The organism is Hyphomicrobium sp., assembly GCF_036833075.1.
In the GTDB taxonomy this organism is placed as follows: domain Bacteria; phylum Pseudomonadota; class Alphaproteobacteria; order Rhizobiales; family Hyphomicrobiaceae; genus Hyphomicrobium_C.
The window spans coordinates 1-19825 of sequence record NZ_DAITQL010000078.1 but is presented as its reverse complement, the minus strand read 5'-3'; the positions used below and the strand labels follow the sequence as shown (position 1 = coordinate 19825).

Annotated in this window: 17 protein-coding genes and 1 tRNA gene; 8 read left to right on the top strand and 10 right to left on the bottom strand. The window is 66.8% G+C overall.

The genetic code is table 11. The features are described from left to right. A partial coding sequence (locus V7082_RS17695; RefSeq protein ID WP_334150667.1) for a M3 family oligoendopeptidase occupies positions 1–1419 on the bottom strand: 1419 nt, incomplete at its 3' end. 289 nt (positions 1420–1708) lie between these two features. On the opposite strand from V7082_RS17695, the gene V7082_RS17690 reads away from it, so the two are divergent. Next, complete coding sequence (locus V7082_RS17690; protein ID WP_334150665.1) at positions 1709–3214, top strand: sigma-54-dependent transcriptional regulator; 1506 nt, start codon at positions 1709–1711, stop codon at positions 3212–3214. 230 nt (positions 3215–3444) lie between these two features. Continuing rightward, on the top strand, positions 3445–5025 hold the full coding sequence (locus V7082_RS17685) for a DUF882 domain-containing protein (RefSeq protein ID WP_334150664.1): 1581 nt from the start codon (positions 3445–3447) through the stop codon (positions 5023–5025). Here the strand turns inward: V7082_RS17685 and V7082_RS17680 are convergent. From V7082_RS17680 to V7082_RS17670, 3 genes are all read right to left on the bottom strand, one after another. Beyond that, complete coding sequence (locus tag V7082_RS17680; protein ID WP_334150663.1) at positions 5006–5959, bottom strand: hydrogen peroxide-inducible genes activator; 954 nt, start codon at positions 5957–5959, stop codon at positions 5006–5008. The two genes, V7082_RS17685 and V7082_RS17680, sit on opposite strands and share 20 nt — an antisense overlap. A 261-nt stretch (positions 5960–6220) precedes the next feature. After that, positions 6221–6523, bottom strand: coding sequence for a DUF2312 domain-containing protein (locus tag V7082_RS17675; protein ID WP_334150661.1), 303 nt, complete (start codon positions 6521–6523; stop codon positions 6221–6223). Positions 6524–6733: 210 nt separating this feature from the next. After that, positions 6734–7567: an N-formylglutamate amidohydrolase gene (locus V7082_RS17670; RefSeq protein WP_334150670.1), complete on the bottom strand. Its 834-nt coding sequence runs from the start codon at positions 7565–7567 to the stop codon at positions 6734–6736. A gap of 248 nt (positions 7568–7815) precedes the next feature. Here V7082_RS17670 and V7082_RS17665 point away from each other — a divergent pair, with 248 nt between their 5' ends. Further along, the gene (locus V7082_RS17665) at positions 7816–8265 is read left to right on the top strand and encodes a DUF1036 domain-containing protein (protein WP_334150660.1); all 450 of its coding nucleotides are present in this window, start codon (positions 7816–7818) and stop codon (positions 8263–8265) included. Next, positions 8262–9770, top strand: coding sequence for a pyruvate kinase (gene pyk, locus V7082_RS17660; RefSeq protein ID WP_334150659.1), 1509 nt, complete (start codon positions 8262–8264; stop codon positions 9768–9770). The genes V7082_RS17665 and pyk overlap by 4 nt, the downstream gene beginning before the upstream one ends. A gap of 118 nt (positions 9771–9888) precedes the next feature. Here pyk and V7082_RS17655 read toward each other — a convergent pair whose 3' ends face one another. From V7082_RS17655 to cpdR, 4 genes are all read right to left on the bottom strand, one after another. Continuing rightward, a complete protein-coding gene (locus V7082_RS17655) occupies positions 9889–10581 on the bottom strand; it encodes a tetratricopeptide repeat protein (RefSeq protein WP_334150657.1) in 693 nt (230 codons plus the stop codon). 185 nt (positions 10582–10766) lie between these two features. Continuing rightward, positions 10767–10892 (bottom strand): type B 50S ribosomal protein L36, encoded by a 126-nt coding sequence (gene ykgO, locus V7082_RS17650; RefSeq protein WP_334150655.1) that lies wholly within the window; start codon positions 10890–10892, stop codon positions 10767–10769. Positions 10893–10930: 38 nt separating this feature from the next. Beyond that, a tRNA-Val gene (locus V7082_RS17645) sits at positions 10931–11005 on the bottom strand. A gap of 160 nt (positions 11006–11165) precedes the next feature. Then, positions 11166–11525 carry a cell cycle two-component system response regulator CpdR gene (cpdR, locus tag V7082_RS17640; RefSeq protein WP_334150668.1) on the bottom strand — a complete coding sequence of 120 codons (360 nt, stop codon included), beginning with the start codon at positions 11523–11525 and terminating at the stop codon, positions 11166–11168. 325 nt (positions 11526–11850) lie between these two features. Here cpdR and V7082_RS17635 point away from each other — a divergent pair, with 325 nt between their 5' ends. Both V7082_RS17635 and hisN read left to right on the top strand, forming a co-directional pair. Next, positions 11851–12750, top strand: a complete 900-nt coding sequence (locus tag V7082_RS17635) for an N-formylglutamate amidohydrolase (protein ID WP_334150654.1) — start codon at positions 11851–11853, stop codon at positions 12748–12750. Between the two features lie 838 nt (positions 12751–13588). Then, positions 13589–14395 carry a histidinol-phosphatase gene (hisN, locus tag V7082_RS17630; protein ID WP_334150652.1) on the top strand — a complete coding sequence of 269 codons (807 nt, stop codon included), beginning with the start codon at positions 13589–13591 and terminating at the stop codon, positions 14393–14395. Positions 14396–14701: 306 nt separating this feature from the next. Here hisN and V7082_RS17625 read toward each other — a convergent pair whose 3' ends face one another. Then, positions 14702–15661 carry an alpha/beta hydrolase gene (locus V7082_RS17625; protein WP_334150650.1) on the bottom strand — a complete coding sequence of 320 codons (960 nt, stop codon included), beginning with the start codon at positions 15659–15661 and terminating at the stop codon, positions 14702–14704. Positions 15662–15732: 71 nt separating this feature from the next. Next, positions 15733–16374 (bottom strand): hypothetical protein, encoded by a 642-nt coding sequence (locus V7082_RS17620; protein ID WP_334150649.1) that lies wholly within the window; start codon positions 16372–16374, stop codon positions 15733–15735. Positions 16375–16655: 281 nt separating this feature from the next. Between V7082_RS17620 and V7082_RS17615 the strand changes: the two genes are divergently transcribed. Both V7082_RS17615 and V7082_RS17610 read left to right on the top strand, forming a co-directional pair. Continuing rightward, positions 16656–17114, top strand: coding sequence for an Hsp20 family protein (locus V7082_RS17615; RefSeq protein WP_334150647.1), 459 nt, complete (start codon positions 16656–16658; stop codon positions 17112–17114). Positions 17115–17537: 423 nt separating this feature from the next. Then, a partial coding sequence (locus V7082_RS17610) for a glutamate synthase central domain-containing protein (RefSeq protein ID WP_334150646.1) occupies positions 17538–19825 on the top strand: 2288 nt, incomplete at its 3' end.

Here is a 19825-nt window from a genome sequence, read left to right as displayed (position 1 = left end):
CATGTCCTCCACCTTGCCGGCGATCATCGCCTTCTTCTCGCGCGGGCTCTTCGTCTCGGCGAGGAGCGCACGGAAGGTCAGCATCTCGCCGAACACGGAGGCGGTCTCGGCGAGCGTCAGCGGGGTCGGCGCGAGCAACGGCCCCTGGTCGCGCGCCAGCATCTGATGCACGCCGTGCCCCAGCTCGTGGGCGAGCGTCATCACGTCCCGCGGCTTGCCCTGATAGTTCATCAGCACGTACGGATGGACGGAGGGAACGGTCGCCGCGGAAAATGCGCCCTGGGCCTTGCCTTCGCGCAGCGGCGCGTCGATCCAGCGCTTGTCGAAGAACTCTTTTGCGACGCTCGCCATGTCGGGCGCGAAGGCCCCGTAAGCCTTGAGCACGATCGCCTCGGCCTCGGGCCAGGTGAAGACCTGCTCCGGCTTGTCGGGAAGCGGCGCGTTGCGGTCCCAATGCGAGAGCTTCTCCATGCCGAGCCAGCGCGCCTTCATGGCGTAGTAGCGGTGCGAGAGGCGCGGGTAGGCGGCGCGCACGCTGGCGACGAGCGCGTCGACGACGGGGGCCTCGACGCGGTTGGCGAGATGGCGGCTGTCGGCCACGTCCTTGAAGCCGCGCCAGCGGTCGGAGATCTCCTTGTCCTTGGCGAGCGTATTGGTGATCAGGGTGAAGAGGCGGACGTTGTCCTTGAAGACCTTGGCCAGCGCGTCGGCCGCGGCGTGGCGGCGCGGCTCGGCGGGGTCCGACAGGAGGTTCAGCGTCGCCTCGAGGGTCAAGGGCTGAGCCGAGCCCTCGACGCCGAAGCGCAGGCCGCTCATGGTCTCGCTGAAGAGGCGGCTGAACGCGCCGCGCCCCGTCTGCCCCTTCTCGGTGAAGAGCTGCTCGATCTTCTCATCGAGCTGATAGGGCTTCTCCTTGCGAAGGTCCTCGAGCCAGGGCCTGAAGCGGGCGAGCGTCGGATCGGCGAAGGAGGCCGCGAGCGCTGCCTCATCGATCTGGTTGAGCTCGAGTTCGACGAAGATGAGATCGCTCGATATACGCGTCAGCTTCTCCGAGATATCGCCGTAGAATTTCGCGCGCGCGGGATCGGTCTGGTTCGCCGCGTAAAGAAGGCCGGCGTAGGAGCCGAGCTTGCCCATGAGATCTGCGAGCCGCTCGTAGGCGGCGACGGCCTCGGCGAGCGCTGCGCCGTCCGCGGCGAGGCCAACGAGCCTGCCCTGATAGGTCTCCTTGATCCGCGTGGCTTCCGCGGCCGCGCGGTCGAGATCGCGGGCGACCGCGGGATCGTCGGTGCCCGTGTAGAGGTCGGACAGGTCCCACTCGGGAACGCGCCCCAGATCGGGCGCGGTATGCGCTCCGCCGCTCTGGCTTGCCGTGTGGACGAGGTCAGAAACACGAGGGGCGCGCAGGGTCGGCGTCATCGAGAGCTCCGGTGATCGGGGAAATGAAGCCTTAATCTGCGGGCTCGCGCCGCCGAGTTCAAGCGGCAAGAGGCGCGCTGAGGGCCTTGCTTCGCAGGCCATCCGAGGCCGGATCGTCGCGCCTTCAGATCAAAAAAGGATCAAGGTGAGCTTATTCGCAAGGGCTTGTTTACCCTTTGTGGGGCAGTCTGACCTTCGTCGAGTTGCCGGTCGGCCCCGCGCGTTCCATCGCAAGACACGCGCGCCAGAGACCGGCCCTGTTCCAGTTCGTGTTGTGTACGAGTGCTCAATGGCAAAGCGTATTCTCATCGTCGACGACGATCCCGCCCAGCGGCGCATCCTCGAAGAAACCGTCAAACGTTTCGGCTTCGAAACCCGCTCGGTCGTGTCCGGCGAGCAGGCGCTCGAGGTGCTCGAGGGGCCTGAGCGCACCGCGGTCTCGCTCGTGCTCCTCGATCTCGTCATGCCCGGCATCGGCGGCATGGCCGTTCTCGACAGCCTCAAGGGCAAGCCGTCGCCTCCCATCATCGTGCTGACCGCCAACGGCTCCGTCGACGCGGCGATCAACGCCATCAAGCTCGGCGCCGTGGATTTCGTCATCAAGCCGGCCTCGCCCGAGCGGCTCGAGGTCTCCATGAAGAGCGCCATGAAGATCGAGGCGCTTTCGGACGAGATCCTGCGCATCAAGAAAAAGACCGAAGGCACGCTGACCTTCGACGACCTCATCGTCCGCGGCAACGGCATGCAGCGCGTGGTCGCGCTCGGCAAGCGGGCTGCCGCCTCCAACATCCCGGTCCTCATCGAAGGCGAGAGCGGCGTCGGCAAGGAGCTGATCGCGCGCGCCATCCAGGGCGAGAGCGAGCGGGCGGGCCGTCCGTTCGTCACCGTCAACTGCGGCGCCATTCCCGAGAACCTGGTCGAGAGCACGCTCTTCGGCCACGAGAAGGGCGCGTTCACCGGCGCCGTCGACCGGCGCATCGGCAAGTTCCAGGAAGCGGACGGCGGCACGCTGTTCCTCGACGAGATTGGGGAATTGCCGCTCGAAGCGCAAGTCAAGCTGCTGCGCGCGCTGCAGGAGGGCGAGATCGATCCGGTGGGCGCCAAGAAGTCCGTCAAGGTCAACTTCCGCCTCGTGTCGGCAACCAACCGCGACATGATCCAGCTCGTCAAGGAAGGCCGTTTCCGCGAGGACCTCTATTACCGCCTCAACGTGTTCCCGGTCTGGGTGCCGCCGCTGCGCGAGCGCCGGGAGGATGTTCCGGAGCTTGCCCGGCATTTCCTCACCCGTTTCAGCGCCGAGGAAGGCAAGCGCGTCTCCGGCTTCACGGACGAGGCCATGCGCCTACTCACGACCTACGACTGGCCGGGCAACGTGCGCCAGCTCGAGAACGCCATCTTCCGCGCCGTGGTGCTCGCCGACGGATCGGAGCTTTCGGTCGCGGAGTTCCCGCAGATCGCAAGCCACGTCGACGGCTTCGAAGCGGAGATCCCGCCCGCGCCGCTCGGTCTGCAGAAGCCGCCGGCCTACACCGGCCCGGCGCTGATCGGCGCCGAGGACGTCATCCCGCAGACGGTCGAGGTTCGCCCGAGCGCCGGCGGGTCCGCCCTCGGCATCCCGGCCGTCACCGAGAGCGGCGAGATCCGCGCGCTCGAGGACATCGAGGCCGATATGATCCGCCTCGCGCTCGGACGCTACCGCGGCCACATGACGGAGGTCGCCAAGCGCCTCAAGATCGGCCGCTCGACGCTCTACCGGAAGATGCAGGAGTATGGGCTGGAGCCGAGAGTGAATTAGGTGCGGGGAGGCAACGGGCAGCAGGCAGGGCGTGGGCGGCAGTAGGGTGCGGGGGGGCGTCGAGGGGCATGCGCATGCGTGATGCGCGGGCCGGCTCGGTACCCAGACCATGCGATTTGCCGCTTTTATGCCGCGGGCGGGCCCTCTTGTTGGCCGCATTCCAAGGTTACGAACCGTTAACGAGCGGGGGGGTATTCGTTAACATTGGCCGAACCCATGGGGGATCATCGTTGCGCGTCAGGGCGGGATACGTCACCTGCCGGTTCCTGAGCCTCGGCGCTGCCGCACTCGTGGCCGCCGTCACGCAGGCCGTGTCCGCGCGGGCCGGCGACGACCGCACGATCGCCTTCTATCACATCCACACCCAGGAACGGCTGACGATCCAGTACAAGAAGAATGGCCGCTTCCTTCCCGACGCGCTCGAGAAGATCAACTGGATCATGCGCGACTGGCGGCAGAACAAAGCCGTCGCCATTGATCCCAACACGATCGACATCATCTGGGAGATGCACCGCGAGCTCGGCTCGCAGCAGCCGGTCAGCATCATCTGCGGCTATCGCTCGCGCGGCACGAACGAGATGCTGCGCAAGACGCGCGGCGGACAGGCGAGCCAGAGCCAGCATATCACCGGCAAGGCCGTCGACATCGCGTTCCCCGACATCCCGGTCAAGCAACTGCGCTATTCGGCCATGATCCGCGAGCGCGGCGGCGTCGGCTACTATCCGACCTCCGGCATCCCGTTCGTGCATGTGGACACGGCGCGCGTGCGGCACTGGCCGCGCATGGTGCGCGACGAGCTCGCACTGCTATTCCCGTCCGGTCACTCCAAGCACGAGCCCGCCGACGGCCGGCCGATCACGCCCGCGGATGTGAGGGCCGCGCGCGAGCGGCGCAAGGACCTCGCCCGCGAGGTCGCGCAGTTCTACGCGCTGCGCCAGACGCCGAAGACGGCGATCCAGGTGGCCGAGGCGACGACCACACCGGCGGCCGAGCGCCTGCCCGCGCCGCCCAAGCCCGCGCCGGCCCTGCGCCCCCGGGACATGGCTCCCGAGCGCCGTATGGCGGTCGGCGCACCGGTGCCGCCGGCGCCCGCCGCGAAGGCATCGCTCGTCGTGCTGTCGTCCGATGGGCCGCCTGCCGCCCCCGCTCCGACGCGCGCCGTTTCCGAGAGCGCGCCGCGGCTCGTCGGCGCCCCCAAGCTCGCCGACCGGCCCACACAGCTCGTCGACAGATTGCCGGATGGTGACCGCTCGCGCCTCGATATGCTGGTCAAGCTCGCATCTCTCGATGCCGCAGCCCCGCTTCCCGCTCCGCCCAAGCCCGCATCGCTGACGACCGGCGCGACGCCGATGAAGGCCGCCTCGATGGCGCCGGATTGGCCGTTCAGCCGGACGCAGCCCGCGACCGCGACCGCACATCCGTTCGGGGATGAGGGGTCGCCCGACTGGCGCAGCGGCTGGACGACGGCGCCCGAGTACGACGAGGACCATCCGGACGAACTCTCCTACCGCCCGTTCGCGCTGGCGCCGCTGCTCACCGAGACGCCGTCGTTCGACGATCCCGCGCTGGCGAGCCTGGTTCATCCCGATGCGGCGCAAGCGATCGACATGCTCGACGACGAGGGCACCGTGCTGCCCCTGCGGTTCGGCGCCGGCCAGCTTCAGACGGCCATGGCATGGGCGCAGGCGTTCAGCGGCAGGGCGGTTCACCTGCAGGACATGCCGGACGCGGGCGCCAGGTCGGCGGAGGCTCCCGCGGATACGTCCCGCCCGCAGCTTCTCTCACGCGCGGTTACGACCCAGCCGCGGTGAGCGACTTCCTGGCGCGCGTTCGCAGGGCGGCCATGGGGCCTTCCATCCACGCCTTCTTCACGAGACGGCCGAACTCGTCGAAATCCGGCGTGCGCGGCGATGTCGACCGCCACACGAGTCCGATGGTGCGGAACGGCTCCGGCTCGACGAAGCGCACGAGCGTGATGTCGCGGCCGCGCCCTTCGACGCCGACCGCCATCTCGGGCAGCAGTGTGATGCCAAAGCTCGCCGACACCATCTCGACGATCGTGGCGAGGCTCGATGCGCCGAAGGTGTTGACGGCGTCGACCTGCTGCAGATTGCAATAGGTCAGCGCCTGATCGCGCAGGCAGTGCCCTTCCTCCAGCAGCAGCAGCCGCTCGTGCTCGATCAGCTCCTTGGTGGCGCGCACGCGGCCGGAGAGCTTGCGGTCCTTGGGCAGCGCCAGGAGAAACTTGTCCTCGAAGAGTGCGCGATTGACGAGGTCCGGGTGCTTGACCGGAAGCGCCAGCAGCAGCACGTCGAGCTTGCCCTCGAGCAGCTCGCCGATCAGCACCTGCGTCTGCGTCTCGCGCACGTGCAGCTCGAGCTCCGGATACGCCTCGCGCAGATGCGGCAGCAGCGGCGGCAGCAGGTACGGCGCGACCGAGGGGATGACGCCGAGACGCAGCGCGCCGGCGAGCACGCTGTTGGCGTGCTGCGCATAGGCGATGAGATCGCGGACATCGCCCAGGATCCGCGCGCAACGGCTGGCAATCTCCTGGCCCTTGACGGTGAGCTGAACGCCCGAGCGCGTGCGCTCGACGAGCGCGAGCCCCAGGTTCTGCTCCATCTCGTGGATTTGCATCGAAAGCGCCGGCTGCGTCACGGCGCAGGAATCGGCGGCCCGGCCGAAGTGAAGCTCCCGGGCCAACGCGTCGAAATAGCGGATCTGCTTGAGGGTAACCTGAACCATAAGGGGACCTGATCAGGAAGGAAACAAATAACGATTAGCCCTGATCCAGGCTGCGGTCTACGTTTGCGGCGTACAAACGATCGTGATCGAAAACGGGCGTTTGCAGAAGTTTCCCGAATACGGCAGGTGAAGCTTCGGTTTCATCTCGTCGTCAGCGTCCCGGGCCGTGCGCCGAAGCGGCCTGGGACGTTTTTATTTCCCGCTCTGATCTGCCTGAATTCCAGAGCGCCTGCGGGTATTTCATCCGCGAGGCCGGCGGCCCTATTCCGCCGCGATCATGCGATCGGCTGCCGCCTCGGCGCTCTCCGACATGGCGCCATCGAGCATGCCGAGCGCGTGCATATAGACTTCGAGGATGCTCTCCTCCTCCTGACGCTCGGTCTGGCTCTTCTTCCGGAGACGCACGATCTGGCGCAGGATCTTGACGTCGAAGCCGAGGCCCTTGGCCTCGAGATACTTGTCGCGAATGTCCCCCGCGAGCGCCTTCTTCTCCTCCTCGAGGCGCTCGATGCTCTCGATCATCTGGCGAAGCTGCTTCTGCGCCGAGGCTTGAAGCGTCGTCATGTCTACCCCCACTTTTCCCCGCCGGCCGCAGTCGGTCGACGCACATCGCTTGAGTTCAAAGGCTAGGACCCCGGCGGGGCAGCGGCAAGGCGAGGCACTGCCTCATCCAGAGGGAATATTTTCTGTGGACGGGACCGTCCCCCGCGGACCGTCTTGTTGTATCGGCTTTGCGCTCAACTGCTCCCGCGAGAATCGCGCCGCGGTTTTCTCTCAGTCGCTATGGGATCCGTAGAAGCGGACGGCCCTCAGGTCGGCATCGGCGCCGGGTGCTGCAAGACTGCCGGAGATCGCGTCCGCGAGCCGGTCGGCCCAGTCCTTCTCTCCCGCCTCGAACGCAATCAGATCCTGACGGATCTCGACGAGCGCATGGGCGAGGCCCCGCGACGTGCCGTGACGCCACAGGCAATCGCCCTTGAGCGCGCCCCGGTAAGGCTCGTTGTCGCCGACGACGAACGTAGGGTCGGCGCGGAGATGGGCGAGCAACGGACGCGCAAGGCGCGGATCCCTGTCCCAGAGAATGCCGGCGTGCCAGGGGCGCGGACGGCCGCGCCAGCACGGGGTGAAGCTGTGCACGGACACGAGAACCGGACTGACGCCCGCCGCCAGCGCGCCATCGATGACGTCGGCGACGGCCGCATGATACGGGTGATAATAACGCGCGATGCGGTGAGCACGCTCTCCGGCCTCGAGCGTCCTGTTGCCGGGCACGACGGCGCCATCCGAGAGACGCATGATGAGCGTCGGATCGTCCTCGCCGCGATTGCAATCGATGAGCAGGCGCGAGAAGCGCGTCAGCACCGCCGGCGCGCCGAGACGGGCCGCCAAGCGTTCCGTCACACCCTTGGCTCCGATGTCGTAGGCGATGTGGCGCGCAAGCTCGGCGGGCGGCAGACCCAGCGCGCCGTAGCTCTCCGGCAGCGCGTTGTCGGCATGATCGCAGAGAAGGATCACACCCGGCCCAAGAGAGCCCGGCACGCGCACGAACGCCTCCGCGGAGAGGCCCGTGACGGCAAGGCGGGGATCCACCGCTGTCTCAGGTCGCATCGACATCTCGTCTCCCGCACCTCCCGCACACCCCGCGCTCGAGGATCGTCCCGGGGCCGTCCTCTCGAAATGCGGGGTTGCGCACGGGCGCGTCCCGGCCTTCAATGGCGCCGCGCGCCTGGGGGCACGCTCTGCCACGCGGCTCCGTCGCAAGCCCACCGAACCTCAAAGCTGCCGCTTTCATTGCCAACGTTTCGCCCTCCCAGCAAGGCGCGGCCGCGTCGAGCCATCCATATTCCCGTGGAGCCATGACTGCAAAATTCAGAGCCCTGTCGCTCACGGTGCTGCCGATCCTGGCGACGGTGCCGCAGGCGGCGCTCGCCGACCTCAAGTTCTGCAACACCACGCAGAGCCGCGTCGGGGTCTCGATCGGCTATCAGGACCCCGACGGCTGGGCGACGGAAGGCTGGTGGAACATCGCGTCGCAGTCGTGCGAAACGCTCTTGAAAGGTCCCGTGCCAAGCCGGTTTATCTACGTCCACGCCGTGGACTACGATCGCGGCGGGGAATGGGCGGGCTCGAATTTCATGTGCACCGCCGACAAATCGTTCGCCATCCGGGGGGTTCAGGATTGCCCGAAACGCGGATATAAGCGCACGGGCTTTTTTGAAGTCGACACCGGAGAGGCTCAAGAGTGGACGGTTCGCCTCACCGATCCCGACGATAAAGACGAGAAGAAAGAGGCAGGCGGCCAATGAGACGCAATCGGCGGGTCAAGATCGTTGCGACGCTCGGACCCGCGTCGTCGACGCCCGAGGTCATCGAGCGCCTGTTCCTTGCGGGGGCCGACGTCTTCCGCATCAACATGAGCCATTCGAGCCCGGACACCGCGCACGCGCTGGTTCGCACCGTGCGCGACATCAGCGCGAAGCATCGCTGCTCGATCGGCGTGCTGTGCGACCTGCAGGGCCCAAAATTCCGGCTCGGCGAGTTCGTCGACGGACGTGCCCTGGTCAAGGCGGGCGAGCACTTCCGCTTCGACCAGACCGGCGCGCCCGGCACCTCCCAGCGCGTCAGCCTGCCCCATCCCGCGATCTTCGATGCCATCAAGCCGGGACATGCGCTCCTGATCGACGACGGAAAGCTCAGCATGCGCGTGACCGAGGTCGGTCCCAGGAGCATCTCGGCCGAAGTCGTGACCGGCGGCATCCTGTCGAGCCGCAAGGGGCTCAGCATGCCGGACACGCTGCTCGCAATCGGTCCCTTGACGAAAAAGGATCGCGCCGATCTTGACCTCGCGCTGAAACTCGGCGCGGACTGGATCGCGCTGTCGTTCGTGCAGCGCGCCGAGGACATCATCGAGGCGAAGGCCATCATCGACGGACGCGCGGCGGTGCTCGCCAAGATCGAGAAGCCTTCGGCGATCGACGACATCGACGACATTATCGCGGCCGGCGACGGTTTCATGGTGGCGCGCGGCGACCTCGGCGTCGAGATGCCCGTCGAGCGTGTGCCGGGGTTACAGAAGACGATCACGCGCAAGGCGCGGGCGGCCGGCAAGCCGATCGTGATCGCGACGCAGATGCTCGAAAGCATGACGTCGTCGCCGATGCCGACGCGGGCCGAGGTGTCCGACGTCGCCACCGCCGTGTTCGACGGCACGGATGCGATCATGCTCTCGGGGGAATCGGCCGTCGGGCAGTACCCGGTCGAGACGATCCAGATGATGGACCGCATCGCGCACGAGGTCGAGAACGATCCGAGCTACGACGCCTTCGTGCACGCGATCGAGTTTCCGCCGCTGCCGACGGGCGCGGATGCCATCGCAGCGGCTGCGCATGCGATCTCGGGCACCGTCAAGGTGGCGGCGATCCTCTGCTACACGGCGACGGGATCGACCGCGCTCCGGGTTGCCCGCGAGCGGCCCAACCTGCCCGTCATCGGCCTCACGCCCATCGCGCGCACGGCGCAACGCCTCGCGCTCGTCTGGGGCATCGAAACGGTGCTGACGGGCGATCCGGAAGACCTTGCGGACATGGTGCGCAAGGCGACGCGCATCGCGCATGAGGGCGGCTTCGTGAAACCCGGCCAGGGCGTGGTGATCACGTGCGGCGTGCCGCTCGGCTCGCCCGGCGCGACCAACATGATCCGTCTCGCGTTCGTCGACGAGCACGGGCTTCCGGATGGGCACAGCCCGGATTACGTCCCGACGGGCGGCAAGGTGCCAGTCGACCGGCGCCCGCCGTCCAAGATCGCGCCCTAAGCGGAAACCGGCTGATCAGAGCAGCCGGAGGCGCAAAGGACGTTTGCGACAGGGCGCTACGCTTCGGCTTATCCGGGAAGGTGACGGGGCGTGAATGCGATCCGACACCTAAAGGGCGTCAGATGCCCTGGCCCTCGACCTGGATCTTGAGCTCATCGCGGGACGATCTGGCGCCGGGCAGGTTCGGGTTGACCTTGAGCGCACTCTCGTAGGCTTCGAGCGCGGCTTTCTTCTCGCCGAGCTGCAAGAGCAGGTTGCCGAGGCCCTCGAGCGCCTTGTAGTGGCGCGGCTCGAGCGCCAGCACACGGCGCAGGTCGCCGAGGGCGCGCTTGTAGTCGTTGTCGAGATAGTAGACGTACGCGCGGCGGTTCCAGGCTTCGGCGTAATCCGGCTGGAGTTCGACGGCCGCGTTGAGGAGCTTCATCGCCAGACCGCGGTTCTGCGCCTCGGCCGCTACACTCGCGCGCGCGACCAGGAGATCCGCGGTCGGGCTGCCCGAATGCAGCCAGAGCTGCTCGATCGCCTGCGCGATCTGGTCTGCCGTCGCCTGGTCGGGCGCCGTCGCGAGGCGCGCGTAAAGCTCGTCCAGCAGCTTCGCGCTCTGCTCGGGCGTCGTCGGGGCTGGCGGTCCGCCGCCCTTCTCAGGCCCAGTCTTGTCAGGTCCAGTCTTGTCCGCAGACGGCGGCATACGCGACCGATCGCCCGCGTGCGGCGCCTCGTCAGCCATCGCAGCGGCTTGCGGCACGACGGCGAAAGCGATCGCCGCCAGCAACGGCACGCTCCGCATGCGGCTCGGATGCTTGGGTCTCATCATCGCCTCAAGATAGGAGGCTGCTGCGGCAGCGTCAAAGGGCGCGCACGCAAAACCGCCCGCGCACTTCGAGAGCGCCGGGCGGATGTGCTCTGCTCGTTGAATAGCTCTGCCCGCTCCCTATCAGGGCCCGCCTGATATCGGGGGCACCCTTGATATCGGAAGCACGCCGGGCGCGCAGGCGATCAGCCCTGACGCGCCTTGAACTTGCGCAGGGTCTTGTTGATCACGTAAACGCGGCCCTTGCGCCGGACGAGCTGATTGTCGCGATGGCGCGCGCGCAGGGACTTGAGCGAGTTTCTTACTTTCATCGGTCTCGACCAAACAAATTTGAGGCACGACGGGCGGATGGTGGGCACTAGAGGGATCGAACCTCTGACCCCTACCATGTCAAGGTAGTGCTCTACCGCTGAGCTAAGTGCCCATCCGAGCCACGGAATGCATTCAGGAGCGCCCCGTATACTGGCATTGCCGCGAGGTGGCAAGCGAGGAAACCAACAATCCGCCACGGGCCGCAGGGGCGGGGCCGGCGCGGGCCGATCGATCGGGGAAGCCCCCCGAATTCCCTCATGTCATCAACGTCATCACGCCGCGAGCAGGCGCTCCACCTCCTGGACCAGATCCTTGAGGTGGAAGGGCTTCGAGAGCACGCGGGCGTCCTTGGGGGCCGTCGTCTCGTTGTTCAGGATGACGGCGGCGAAGCCGGTGATGAACATGATCTTGAGCTCGGGATCGATCTCCGCGGCCCGGCGCGCGAGCTCGATGCCGTCCATGCGCGGCATGACGATATCGGTGAGCAGCAGCGTGAACGGCTCCTGCCGCAGACGCTCGTAGGCCTCCTCGCCGTTCGCGAAGGCCATCACCTCATAGCCCGCCTTCCCCAAGGCGCGCTCGAGAAACCCGCGCATGGAATCGTCGTCCTCGGCCAGCAAAATACGGCCCACGGGGGCTCGGGAAGGCTTGGCGGTCATGGGATTTACTACCCGAATTGCTCAACTGTCGGTGATAGCCCGATGGGCCCATAGATCTGACGCGAGTCTGGTAAACGTAGCGTGAAACCCTCGCCGCCTCGTCCCTGGCCCTGCCACAGAGCCAGCAAGAGGCGGGCCAGAGTGCGGCATCGCCAGACTAGCCCATTTTCTCCGCGCGGGGAGGGGGAAATGGCAAGCCGCGGCCGTGGACAGCGGCGGTCGAGATTGGCACACTCGGCGCGCGCGCCCTTGCGCACACGCAACGGCGTACCAAGTGTTCGTGGCAGACCAGGACCAAATGACCGCGCAGCAGCCCCACACCATCAGCGCAGAGTTCGATCCGCCGTTCGCCATCCTGGCGCCGGACAGCCAAAGCGCACCGTTCGTCCTGTGCTCGCCGCATTCCGGGCGCGTCTATCCGAAGGGCTTCCTGGCACAATCCCGGCTCGACCCGCAGACGCTTCGGAAAAGCGAGGACTGCTTCGTCGACGACCTGTTCCAGAGCGCGGCGGCCATCGGCGTGCCGATGATCGCCGCGTGTTTTCCCCGGGCCTATCTCGACGTCAACCGGGAGCCCTACGAGCTCGATCCCGAGCTGTTCGCAGATCCGCTCCCCGACTACGCCAACAGCCAGTCGGTCCGCGTGGTCGGCGGCCTCGGCACGATCGCGCGCATCGTTGCCGACGGCGAGGAGATCTACGGCGCGCGCCTCAGCGTGTGCGAGGCGCTGGCGCGCATCGATCAGTTGTACTTTCCGTTTCATGCTGCACTCGAAGCACTCATCGCCGAGACCAAGGCGCAGTTCGGCTATTGCATCCTGATCGACTGCCATTCGATGCCGTCGGCGCAGATGACGCAGAGCAGCGGCCCGCGGCCGGACTTCGTGCTCGGCGACCGCTTCGGCGCGGCGTGCGATGTGAAGCTCACGCGGTTCCTGAAGGAGGCGCTCGCCGCCGAGGGCTACGAGGTCCACCTCAACCGGCCTTATGCCGGCGGCTACATCACCGAGCACTACGGACGGCCTTATCGCGGCGTGCACGCCATCCAGATGGAGATCAATCGCGCGCTCTATCTCGACGAGGCCCGCTTCACCCGCGGACCGGGCTTCGCCCGTCTCAAGACAGACCTCACGCGCCTGGCGACGACGATGTTCCAGGCGATCCCGGCGATCCTCGAGCAGCGCGCCGCGGCGGAATAAAGGGCGCCGGCGGATCGTTAGGATGGGCGCGGACGAGCTAGGCAAAAAAAAGGGGCCGTCCGGTGGGGACGGCCCAAGTCTAGGGAGGAAACGCCCAAGGAGGGCTGTGATCCCGTGGGGATCACGTCCATTAACCTATGCTGCAGCGCCGCAAACTGCAAGCCCCGCCCCATCAAATAATGTTGCAATGCGCTACCTGCGTGCACCGGGCCACAGTACCGATCGGTAATGCTGACGATTGGGCTCTTGAGACGCCGGCAGCAGCGGCGCGATTTTTGTTTGTTTTCATGCGCTAAAGCGTCGCAAGCCGACGAGCGCAAAAAAAGGGGCCGTCCAGGTACGGACGGCCCAAGTCTAGGGAGGAAACGCCCAAGGAGGGCTGCGGCACACCCGGCAAAGCCGAGCGATACCGCACTGCAAAATATCGAACGGGGATGCCAGAAAGGAAAGTGCAAAAACTGCAGAGCTGCCATTACGCGCCGGAACAGCAGCTCATCCGCCGCAGCGCGCCCAGCACAAGGCGCCCCGCAGTCCGCAGGGGCGCTAAAAAAGGCCGTCCGAGCGAGCGAACGGCCCAAGTCTAGGGAGGAAACGCCCGTATTGGGCTGCGGCGGCGAAGACGTGTTCCCCGAAACCGCAAGAATTTGTATGCGCCTGTTCGCGGGGAGCGGCAACTTGAGGTCCCCTTTATTTCGATGTTTGCAGTGAATATGGTGCGCACACGCAACACAACGGCGCGGACCGCTGTCTTCCACTCCAGTCATGCGTACGATGCAGAATCCGACCCTCCTCGACGGCTCAGCCGCTCTAGGCTTAACTTAAACCACGGATAACAATCGTGAGTTTCCCGACCGGCTCTGCTTTCAAAGATCTTCTCACGCTGGCACATGACCTCGCGGATCGATCGGGGGAAATCATCCGGCCGCACTTCCGGCGTCCGATCGAGGTTGCCAACAAGGCGGGCGCCGCGGCCTTCGACCCCGTAACCAAGGCCGACAAAGGGGCGGAACGCGCGATCGTACGCCTCATTCGCAGCCGCGCGCCCGAGCATGGCGTCATCGGAGAGGAATACGGCTCCCAGCGCCCGGACGCGCCTTTGCAGTGGGTCATCGACCCTATCGACGGCACGCGCTCGTTCATCACCGGCACGCCGATGTGGGGCACGCTGATCGGCCTCCTGCACGAGGGCACACCCGTGCTCGGGCTCATGGACCAGCCGTTCACGGGCGAGCGGTTCTGGTCGGACGTAAAAGCGTCTTTCCGCCGCGAGGCCGGCGGCAAGGCCCGGCGGATGCGCACCCGCCCCTGCGCCCGCATCGCCGACGCGCTGATCATGACGACGAGCCCCGACCTGTTCGAGGCGGGCGCCGAGACGGACGCGTTCGGGCGCGTCAGGCAGGCGGCCCGCATGACCCGCTACGGCGGGGACTGCTATGCTTATTGCCTGCTGGCGGCCGGGTTCGTCGACCTCGTGATCGAAGCGGGTCTCAAGAGCTACGACGTGGTGGCGCTTATTCCGCTCGTCGAGCGTGCGGGCGGGCGCGTGACGACCTGGGACGGGCGCCCGGCGACGGACGGCGGGCGCATCGTCGCCTCAGGCGACCCGGCTCTGCACGACAAGGTGCTGAAGCTGCTCAACCGCTGAAATTCAGCGCGGCATTTTTCAGGCGTGTCATTTTTCAGGCGTGTCTGGGCACCGGCCCCCTCCTTCGCCGGTGTGATGTCGTGTGTGTGAAACCGGCTGCCTGCCCTCCTCCGTCATACCGGCATCATTGCGGAGCCATGCTCCGCATGGACGCAGAGCCATGCTCCGCATGGACGCAGAGCCATGCTCCGCATGGACGCAGAGCCATACTCCGCATGGACGCGGAGCCATGCTCCGCATGGACGGCTGCGATCCGGGCATGCACCCAAAATCGGACACTTCTCCGCGACGCACCGGGCTCGTCATTCAGGCGGCGGCTTCGCCGAGGCCCAGATAGGCGTCGAAGGCGGCCCAGAAGCGCAGCCGGATCGGATCTGCCTCCTGCAGGATCTCGTGGCGCGCGGAGGGCAGCAGCACATGCGTGCCGACCTTGAGGCCCACGGCGAAGTCCTCGCCGGCGCGCGCGGAGACGATCTCGTCCTTGCCTGCCACGAAGACCATCATCGGCACCCGCACGGACGCGGCGAAGCCGTCGGACGACACGAGTGCCATCGAGCGATAGGCCGCGCGAAGCCAGCCGACGGTCGGCGAGCCGAGGCCCAACGCGGGCTCGGCATCGAGCACGGCCTTGTTGCGGAACCAGCGCTCGCGGTCGGAGGTGAGGAGATTGCCGTCGAACGGACCCTGCTCGACGATCGCATCGGAGCCGCCCTTGATGTAGCTGCGTCCGAACCCGAGCAGACAGCCGATTTCGGCGTATGCGCGCACGAGGGACTGCGGGTAGCCGACGCGCTGATCCGCGAGCGAGATCATCGGCGAGACGAGGATCATGCGCTCGAACCACGATCCCGGCCGCGCCGCGTTGCGCAAAAGAACATTGGCGCCCATCGAATGACCGAGCGCCAGGAACGGCGGCGGACAATCCGGCAGCACGACCTCCTTCATGAAAAGGGCGAGATCGCCATCGTACTCGCTGAAGGCGCCGACGTGGCCCTTGCGGGGGTTCGCCAACAGGCGAGACGAGCCGCCCTGTCCGCGCCAGTCGATGGTGGCGACCGCAAAGCCGCGGCGGCGCAAGTCCGCCACAACCTCGAAATACTTCTCCACGAACTCGCCGCGTCCGCCGAACAGGCAGACCGTGCCCCGGCGCGGCCCGCGCGTCGCATCCCAACGCACGAACCTGAGACGCACGCCATCGCGCGTCCTGAGCTCGCCGGGAACCGCGCCACCGGGCACCGGGTTCTTGGCCAGCGCTACAAGCTTCATGCTTCCAACCCCGCATCAGGCCGGGACGCGCAAATCACCCGGCGCGCGAGGATAGCAAGCGCCTCTCCCCGTCACCAGCCGCGGCGATCGCGGCGCCAATCGCGATGGGCGAAATGCCGGGCGCGTGGCCAGGCAGCCAGCACCTCGCCCGAGCAGCGGTCGACGCGCAGGTCGAAGATGCTGCTCGAATCGAAACGGCCAGCGCGCATGCGGACGATGCCGCCACCTCCGCCCAAGGGACGAACGCCGGTCCAGCCCTCCCAGCGCAGCCGCCGCCGGATCTGCCAATGGTCGAGGCAGACGTGGCGGCCGATCCGCACGGGCGGGCGCTCGACATGGCGCGGCGGCGGGGCGCTCGCGCGCGGGGCCGGCATGGGCACGGGATAGCCGTCCTTGACCGAGCCGGAGCGCGAGGCGGGGACGCCGTCCCAGCGACCGGCCTCGTCGCCGCGGCCGGGGTAGGCGCCGCGGAGGCGATCGGGCGGGGCCGCGCCGAAACGGTCTCCCGGTGGCGGGGCGCGCTCGTCGTCGTAGCCGTCATGGCCGCCGTAGCCGTCGGCGCTGCCACCTTCGACGCCGTCGTCGTAAGGCACCTCGATGTAGGGCTCCACGCCATAGCCCTCGTCCGGATCGGCGGCGGCCGCAGGACGCGGCAGCGCGGCCGCGGCGATGCAGGCCGACATCAGGCATCCCAGGGTGAGTGACGCTCGCATGGCTCAGCTCCCGACTTCGATGCGCAGTCGCTTTTTGCAGGTTCTTCCGGGCCGTTCGGTGGCCGCATCACGATCGGTCCCGATGATCGGACGCGACACATGAACGCCAGATGAAGGCTTTTCACGCCGGCCCGTCCACCGGACCGGCAGCCCCTTGAAGGCGGCTCAGGGCCTCCTAAATGGACTGTTGCGCACGCCCTTTGCGGGTGCGCTTTCCCAACAGATCCGGCCCCGACCAGGGCGGATCGCGGATAGTCGCTTCACTCAGGAGGACTTACGTCATGCGACATTTCGATTTTACCCCCCTCTACCGTTCGACCGTCGGCTTCGACCGCTTGGCACAGCTTCTCGACAGCGTGTCGGGCGATCTGGACGCGCCCTACCCGCCCTACAACATCGAGCGTCTCGGCGATAACGAGTACCGCATCACCATGGCGGTGGCGGGTTTCTCGACCAACGAGATCAAGGTGGACGTCAAGGAGAGCGCGCTCACCGTCCGCGGCGAGAAGAAGGCCGACGAGAGCGACGGCGATGCGAAGCGCTTCCTGCACCGCGGCATCGCTGCCCGCAGCTTCGAGCGCCGCTTCCAGCTTGCTGACCACGTCGAGGTGAAGGGCGCCGAGCTCAAGGACGGCCTGCTCAACATCGACCTGGTGCGCAACCTCCCCGAGCGCATGCGCCCGCGGTCGATCCCTATCGGCACCGGGGCCGATCCCAAGCAGATCGAGCAGGCGGCCTGACCCGCCCGCCCAGGCTCCCAACGAAAGCGGCGGCAGCGATGCCGCCGCTTTTTTTCGTGCAGAGTGCCTCCGCCGGCGTCAATGAGGCTTGTGTTGCAGGGTGAAATCTGCAACATATGCATGAAAGGACAGCATTGCTGACCTTTATATGGACTTGACCACGCCGAGCGCGGCGTGGGCGGGAGATTGCGGTGGTCGCGAGGTTGTCTCTTCTGGTGAGCGGATGCCCCCCGGACGGCGGGGTGGCTCGCCTTGTGCGCGCCTCTGCCTTCAGCCGATAGAGTCCGGCTGGGCCAAAAACGATCGAGAAACGATCGAAAAAAATCATCGCGAAGCGGATTGGCGGCTGCGGGCCGCCTAGCGATGCCGACCGACGATGCCGACATTGCGATGTCGTGCCGCCCTGACCCCGAGGACACGTCCATGACCAACGATACGCCATTTCATGGCAGCTATGAGCGTCCCGAAGCGCAAGGCCTCTTCGATCCTTCGCTCGAGCGCGATGCGTGCGGCGTCGGCTTCATCGCCAACCTCAAGGGCGAGAAATCGCATCGCGTGATCGAGAGCGCGCTCAGCATGCTCTGCAATCTCGAGCACCGCGGCGCGGTCGGCGCGGATCCGCTCGCCGGCGACGGGGCGGGCATGCTGATCCAGATCCCGCATGCGTTCTTCAAGGACGAGTGCGCCAAGCTCGGCATGAAGCTGCCCGAGGCGCAGCATTACGCGGTCTGCCAGCTCTTCATGCCCCAGGACGAGCGGCTCGACGCGCACTGCCGGAGCGTGTGGGAACGCATCCTGCGCGAGGAGGGACTGGCGCTCATCGGCTGGCGCACGGTGCCGGTCGACAACACGTGCCTTTCGGAGCTGGTGCGGGCGACGGAGCCGGCGCACCGGCAGATTTTCATCGCACGCCCCAAGGGCATGGACGAGGACACGTTCGAGCGCCGCCTCTACCTCGTGCGCAAGGTCGTCTCGAACGCGATCCATAACGCCTACAAGGGGCGCGACATCGGCCACTACACAGTGAGCCTGTCGTGCCGGACCGTCGTCTACAAGGGGATGTTCCTCTCCTATCAGGTCGGCGTCTATTACAAGGATCTCAAGGATCCGCGCGTCATCTCGGCGATGGCGCTCGTGCACCAGCGCTTCTCCACCAATACCTTCCCGTCGTGGAAGCTCGCGCACCCCTATCGCATGGTGGCGCACAACGGCGAGATCAACACGCTGCGCGGCAACGTGAACTGGATGGCCGCACGCCAAGCGTCCGTCTCCTCGCCGCTGTTCGGCGCCGACATCGAGAAGCTGTGGCCGATCTCCTACGAGGGGCAGTCGGACACCGCCTGCTTCGACAACGCGCTCGAGTTCCTGACCATGGGCGGCTACAGCCTGGCGCACGCCGCCATGATGCTGATCCCCGAGGCGTGGGCCGGCAACCCGCAGATGGACGCCAAGCGGCGCGCCTTCTACGAGTACCACGCCTGCCTCATGGAGCCGTGGGACGGCCCGGCCGCGATGGCCTTCACCGACGGCCGCCAGATCGGCGCCACGCTCGACCGCAACGGGCTCCGGCCCGCGCGCTACATCGTGACCAAGGACGACATGGTCATCATGAGCTCGGAAGCCGGCGTGATCAGCGTGCCCGAGGAGACCATCGTCAAGAAGTGGCGGCTGCAGCCGGGCAAGATGCTGCTCATCGACCTCGAGGAAGGGCGCATCATCTCGGACGAGGAGCTCAAGGCCGAGCTCGCGGCCAGGCACCCCTACGCGAGCTGGGTGAAGCGCACACAGATCCTCGTCTCCGACCTGCCGCTCTCGACGCAGAAGGCCGAGGCGCGGCGCAGCAACATCGCGCTCCTCGATCTGCAGCAGGCATTCGGCTATTCGCAGGAGAGCCTCAAGCTGCTCATGGCGCCGATGGGCGCCAGGGGTGAGGAGGCGATCGGCTCCATGGGCAACGACGCGCCGATCTCGGCGCTCTCGAACAAGCCCAAGCTGCTCCACACCTACTTCAAGCAGAACTTCGCGCAGGTGACGAACCCGCCCATCGACTCGATCCGCGAGGAGCTGGTCATGAGCCTCGTGTCGTTCATCGGGCCGCGCCCGAACATCCTCAACCTCGAGGGAACGTCACGCGTGAAGCGGCTCGAGGTGCACCAGCCGATCCTCGCCAACGAGGATCTCGAGCGCATCCGACAGATCGGCGAGGTCAAGGACAACCACTTCGCCTCGGTCACGATCGACATCACCTATCCGGTCGACAAGGGCCCGTCCGGCATGGCGCCGGCGGTCGACGTGGTCTGCGCGGAGGCCGAGGAGGCCGTGCGCTCGGGCGGCTACAACATCATCATCCTCTCCGACCGCCGCACGGGGCCGGACCGGGTTCCGATCCCGTCGCTGCTCGCGACCTCGGCCGTGCACCATCACCTGATCCGCCAGGGCCTGCGCACGTCGGTGGGCCTCGTCGTGGAGACGGGGGAGGCCCACGAGATCCATCAGTTCTGCACGCTCGCAGGCTACGGCGCGGAGGCGATCAACCCCTATCTCGCGTTCGACACGCTGGCGATGATGACGCCGGAGCTCGGCGCCGAGCTTTCGCCCGAGGACGTCAGGAAGAAGTACATCAAGGCCATCGGCAAGGCGCTGCTCAAGGTCATGGCCAAGATGGGCATCTCGACCTACCAGTCCTATTGCGGCGCGCAGATCTTCGACGC

What these genes read in the sequence shown, in the direction of transcription:
- V7082_RS17655 (WP_334150657.1), bottom strand. Translation starts at nt 10,581, where the DNA reads ATGAGACCCAAGCATCCGAGCCGCATGCGGAGCGTGCCGTTGCTGGCG.
- V7082_RS17690 (WP_334150665.1), top strand. Translation starts at nt 1,709, where the DNA reads ATGGCAAAGCGTATTCTCATCGTCGACGACGATCCCGCCCAGCGGCGC.
- ykgO (WP_334150655.1), bottom strand. Translation starts at nt 10,892, where the DNA reads ATGAAAGTAAGAAACTCGCTCAAGTCCCTGCGCGCGCGCCATCGCGAC.
- V7082_RS17675 (WP_334150661.1), bottom strand. Translation starts at nt 6,523, where the DNA reads ATGACGACGCTTCAAGCCTCGGCGCAGAAGCAGCTTCGCCAGATGATC.
- V7082_RS17680 (WP_334150663.1), bottom strand. Translation starts at nt 5,959, where the DNA reads ATGGTTCAGGTTACCCTCAAGCAGATCCGCTATTTCGACGCGTTGGCC.
- V7082_RS17635 (WP_334150654.1), top strand. Translation starts at nt 11,851, where the DNA reads ATGACCGCGCAGCAGCCCCACACCATCAGCGCAGAGTTCGATCCGCCG.
- V7082_RS17665 (WP_334150660.1), top strand. Translation starts at nt 7,816, where the DNA reads ATGACTGCAAAATTCAGAGCCCTGTCGCTCACGGTGCTGCCGATCCTG.
- V7082_RS17625 (WP_334150650.1), bottom strand. Translation starts at nt 15,661, where the DNA reads ATGAAGCTTGTAGCGCTGGCCAAGAACCCGGTGCCCGGTGGCGCGGTT.
- V7082_RS17615 (WP_334150647.1), top strand. Translation starts at nt 16,656, where the DNA reads ATGCGACATTTCGATTTTACCCCCCTCTACCGTTCGACCGTCGGCTTC.
- pyk (WP_334150659.1), top strand. Translation starts at nt 8,262, where the DNA reads ATGAGACGCAATCGGCGGGTCAAGATCGTTGCGACGCTCGGACCCGCG.
- V7082_RS17670 (WP_334150670.1), bottom strand. Translation starts at nt 7,567, where the DNA reads ATGCGACCTGAGACAGCGGTGGATCCCCGCCTTGCCGTCACGGGCCTC.
- V7082_RS17620 (WP_334150649.1), bottom strand. Translation starts at nt 16,374, where the DNA reads ATGCGAGCGTCACTCACCCTGGGATGCCTGATGTCGGCCTGCATCGCC.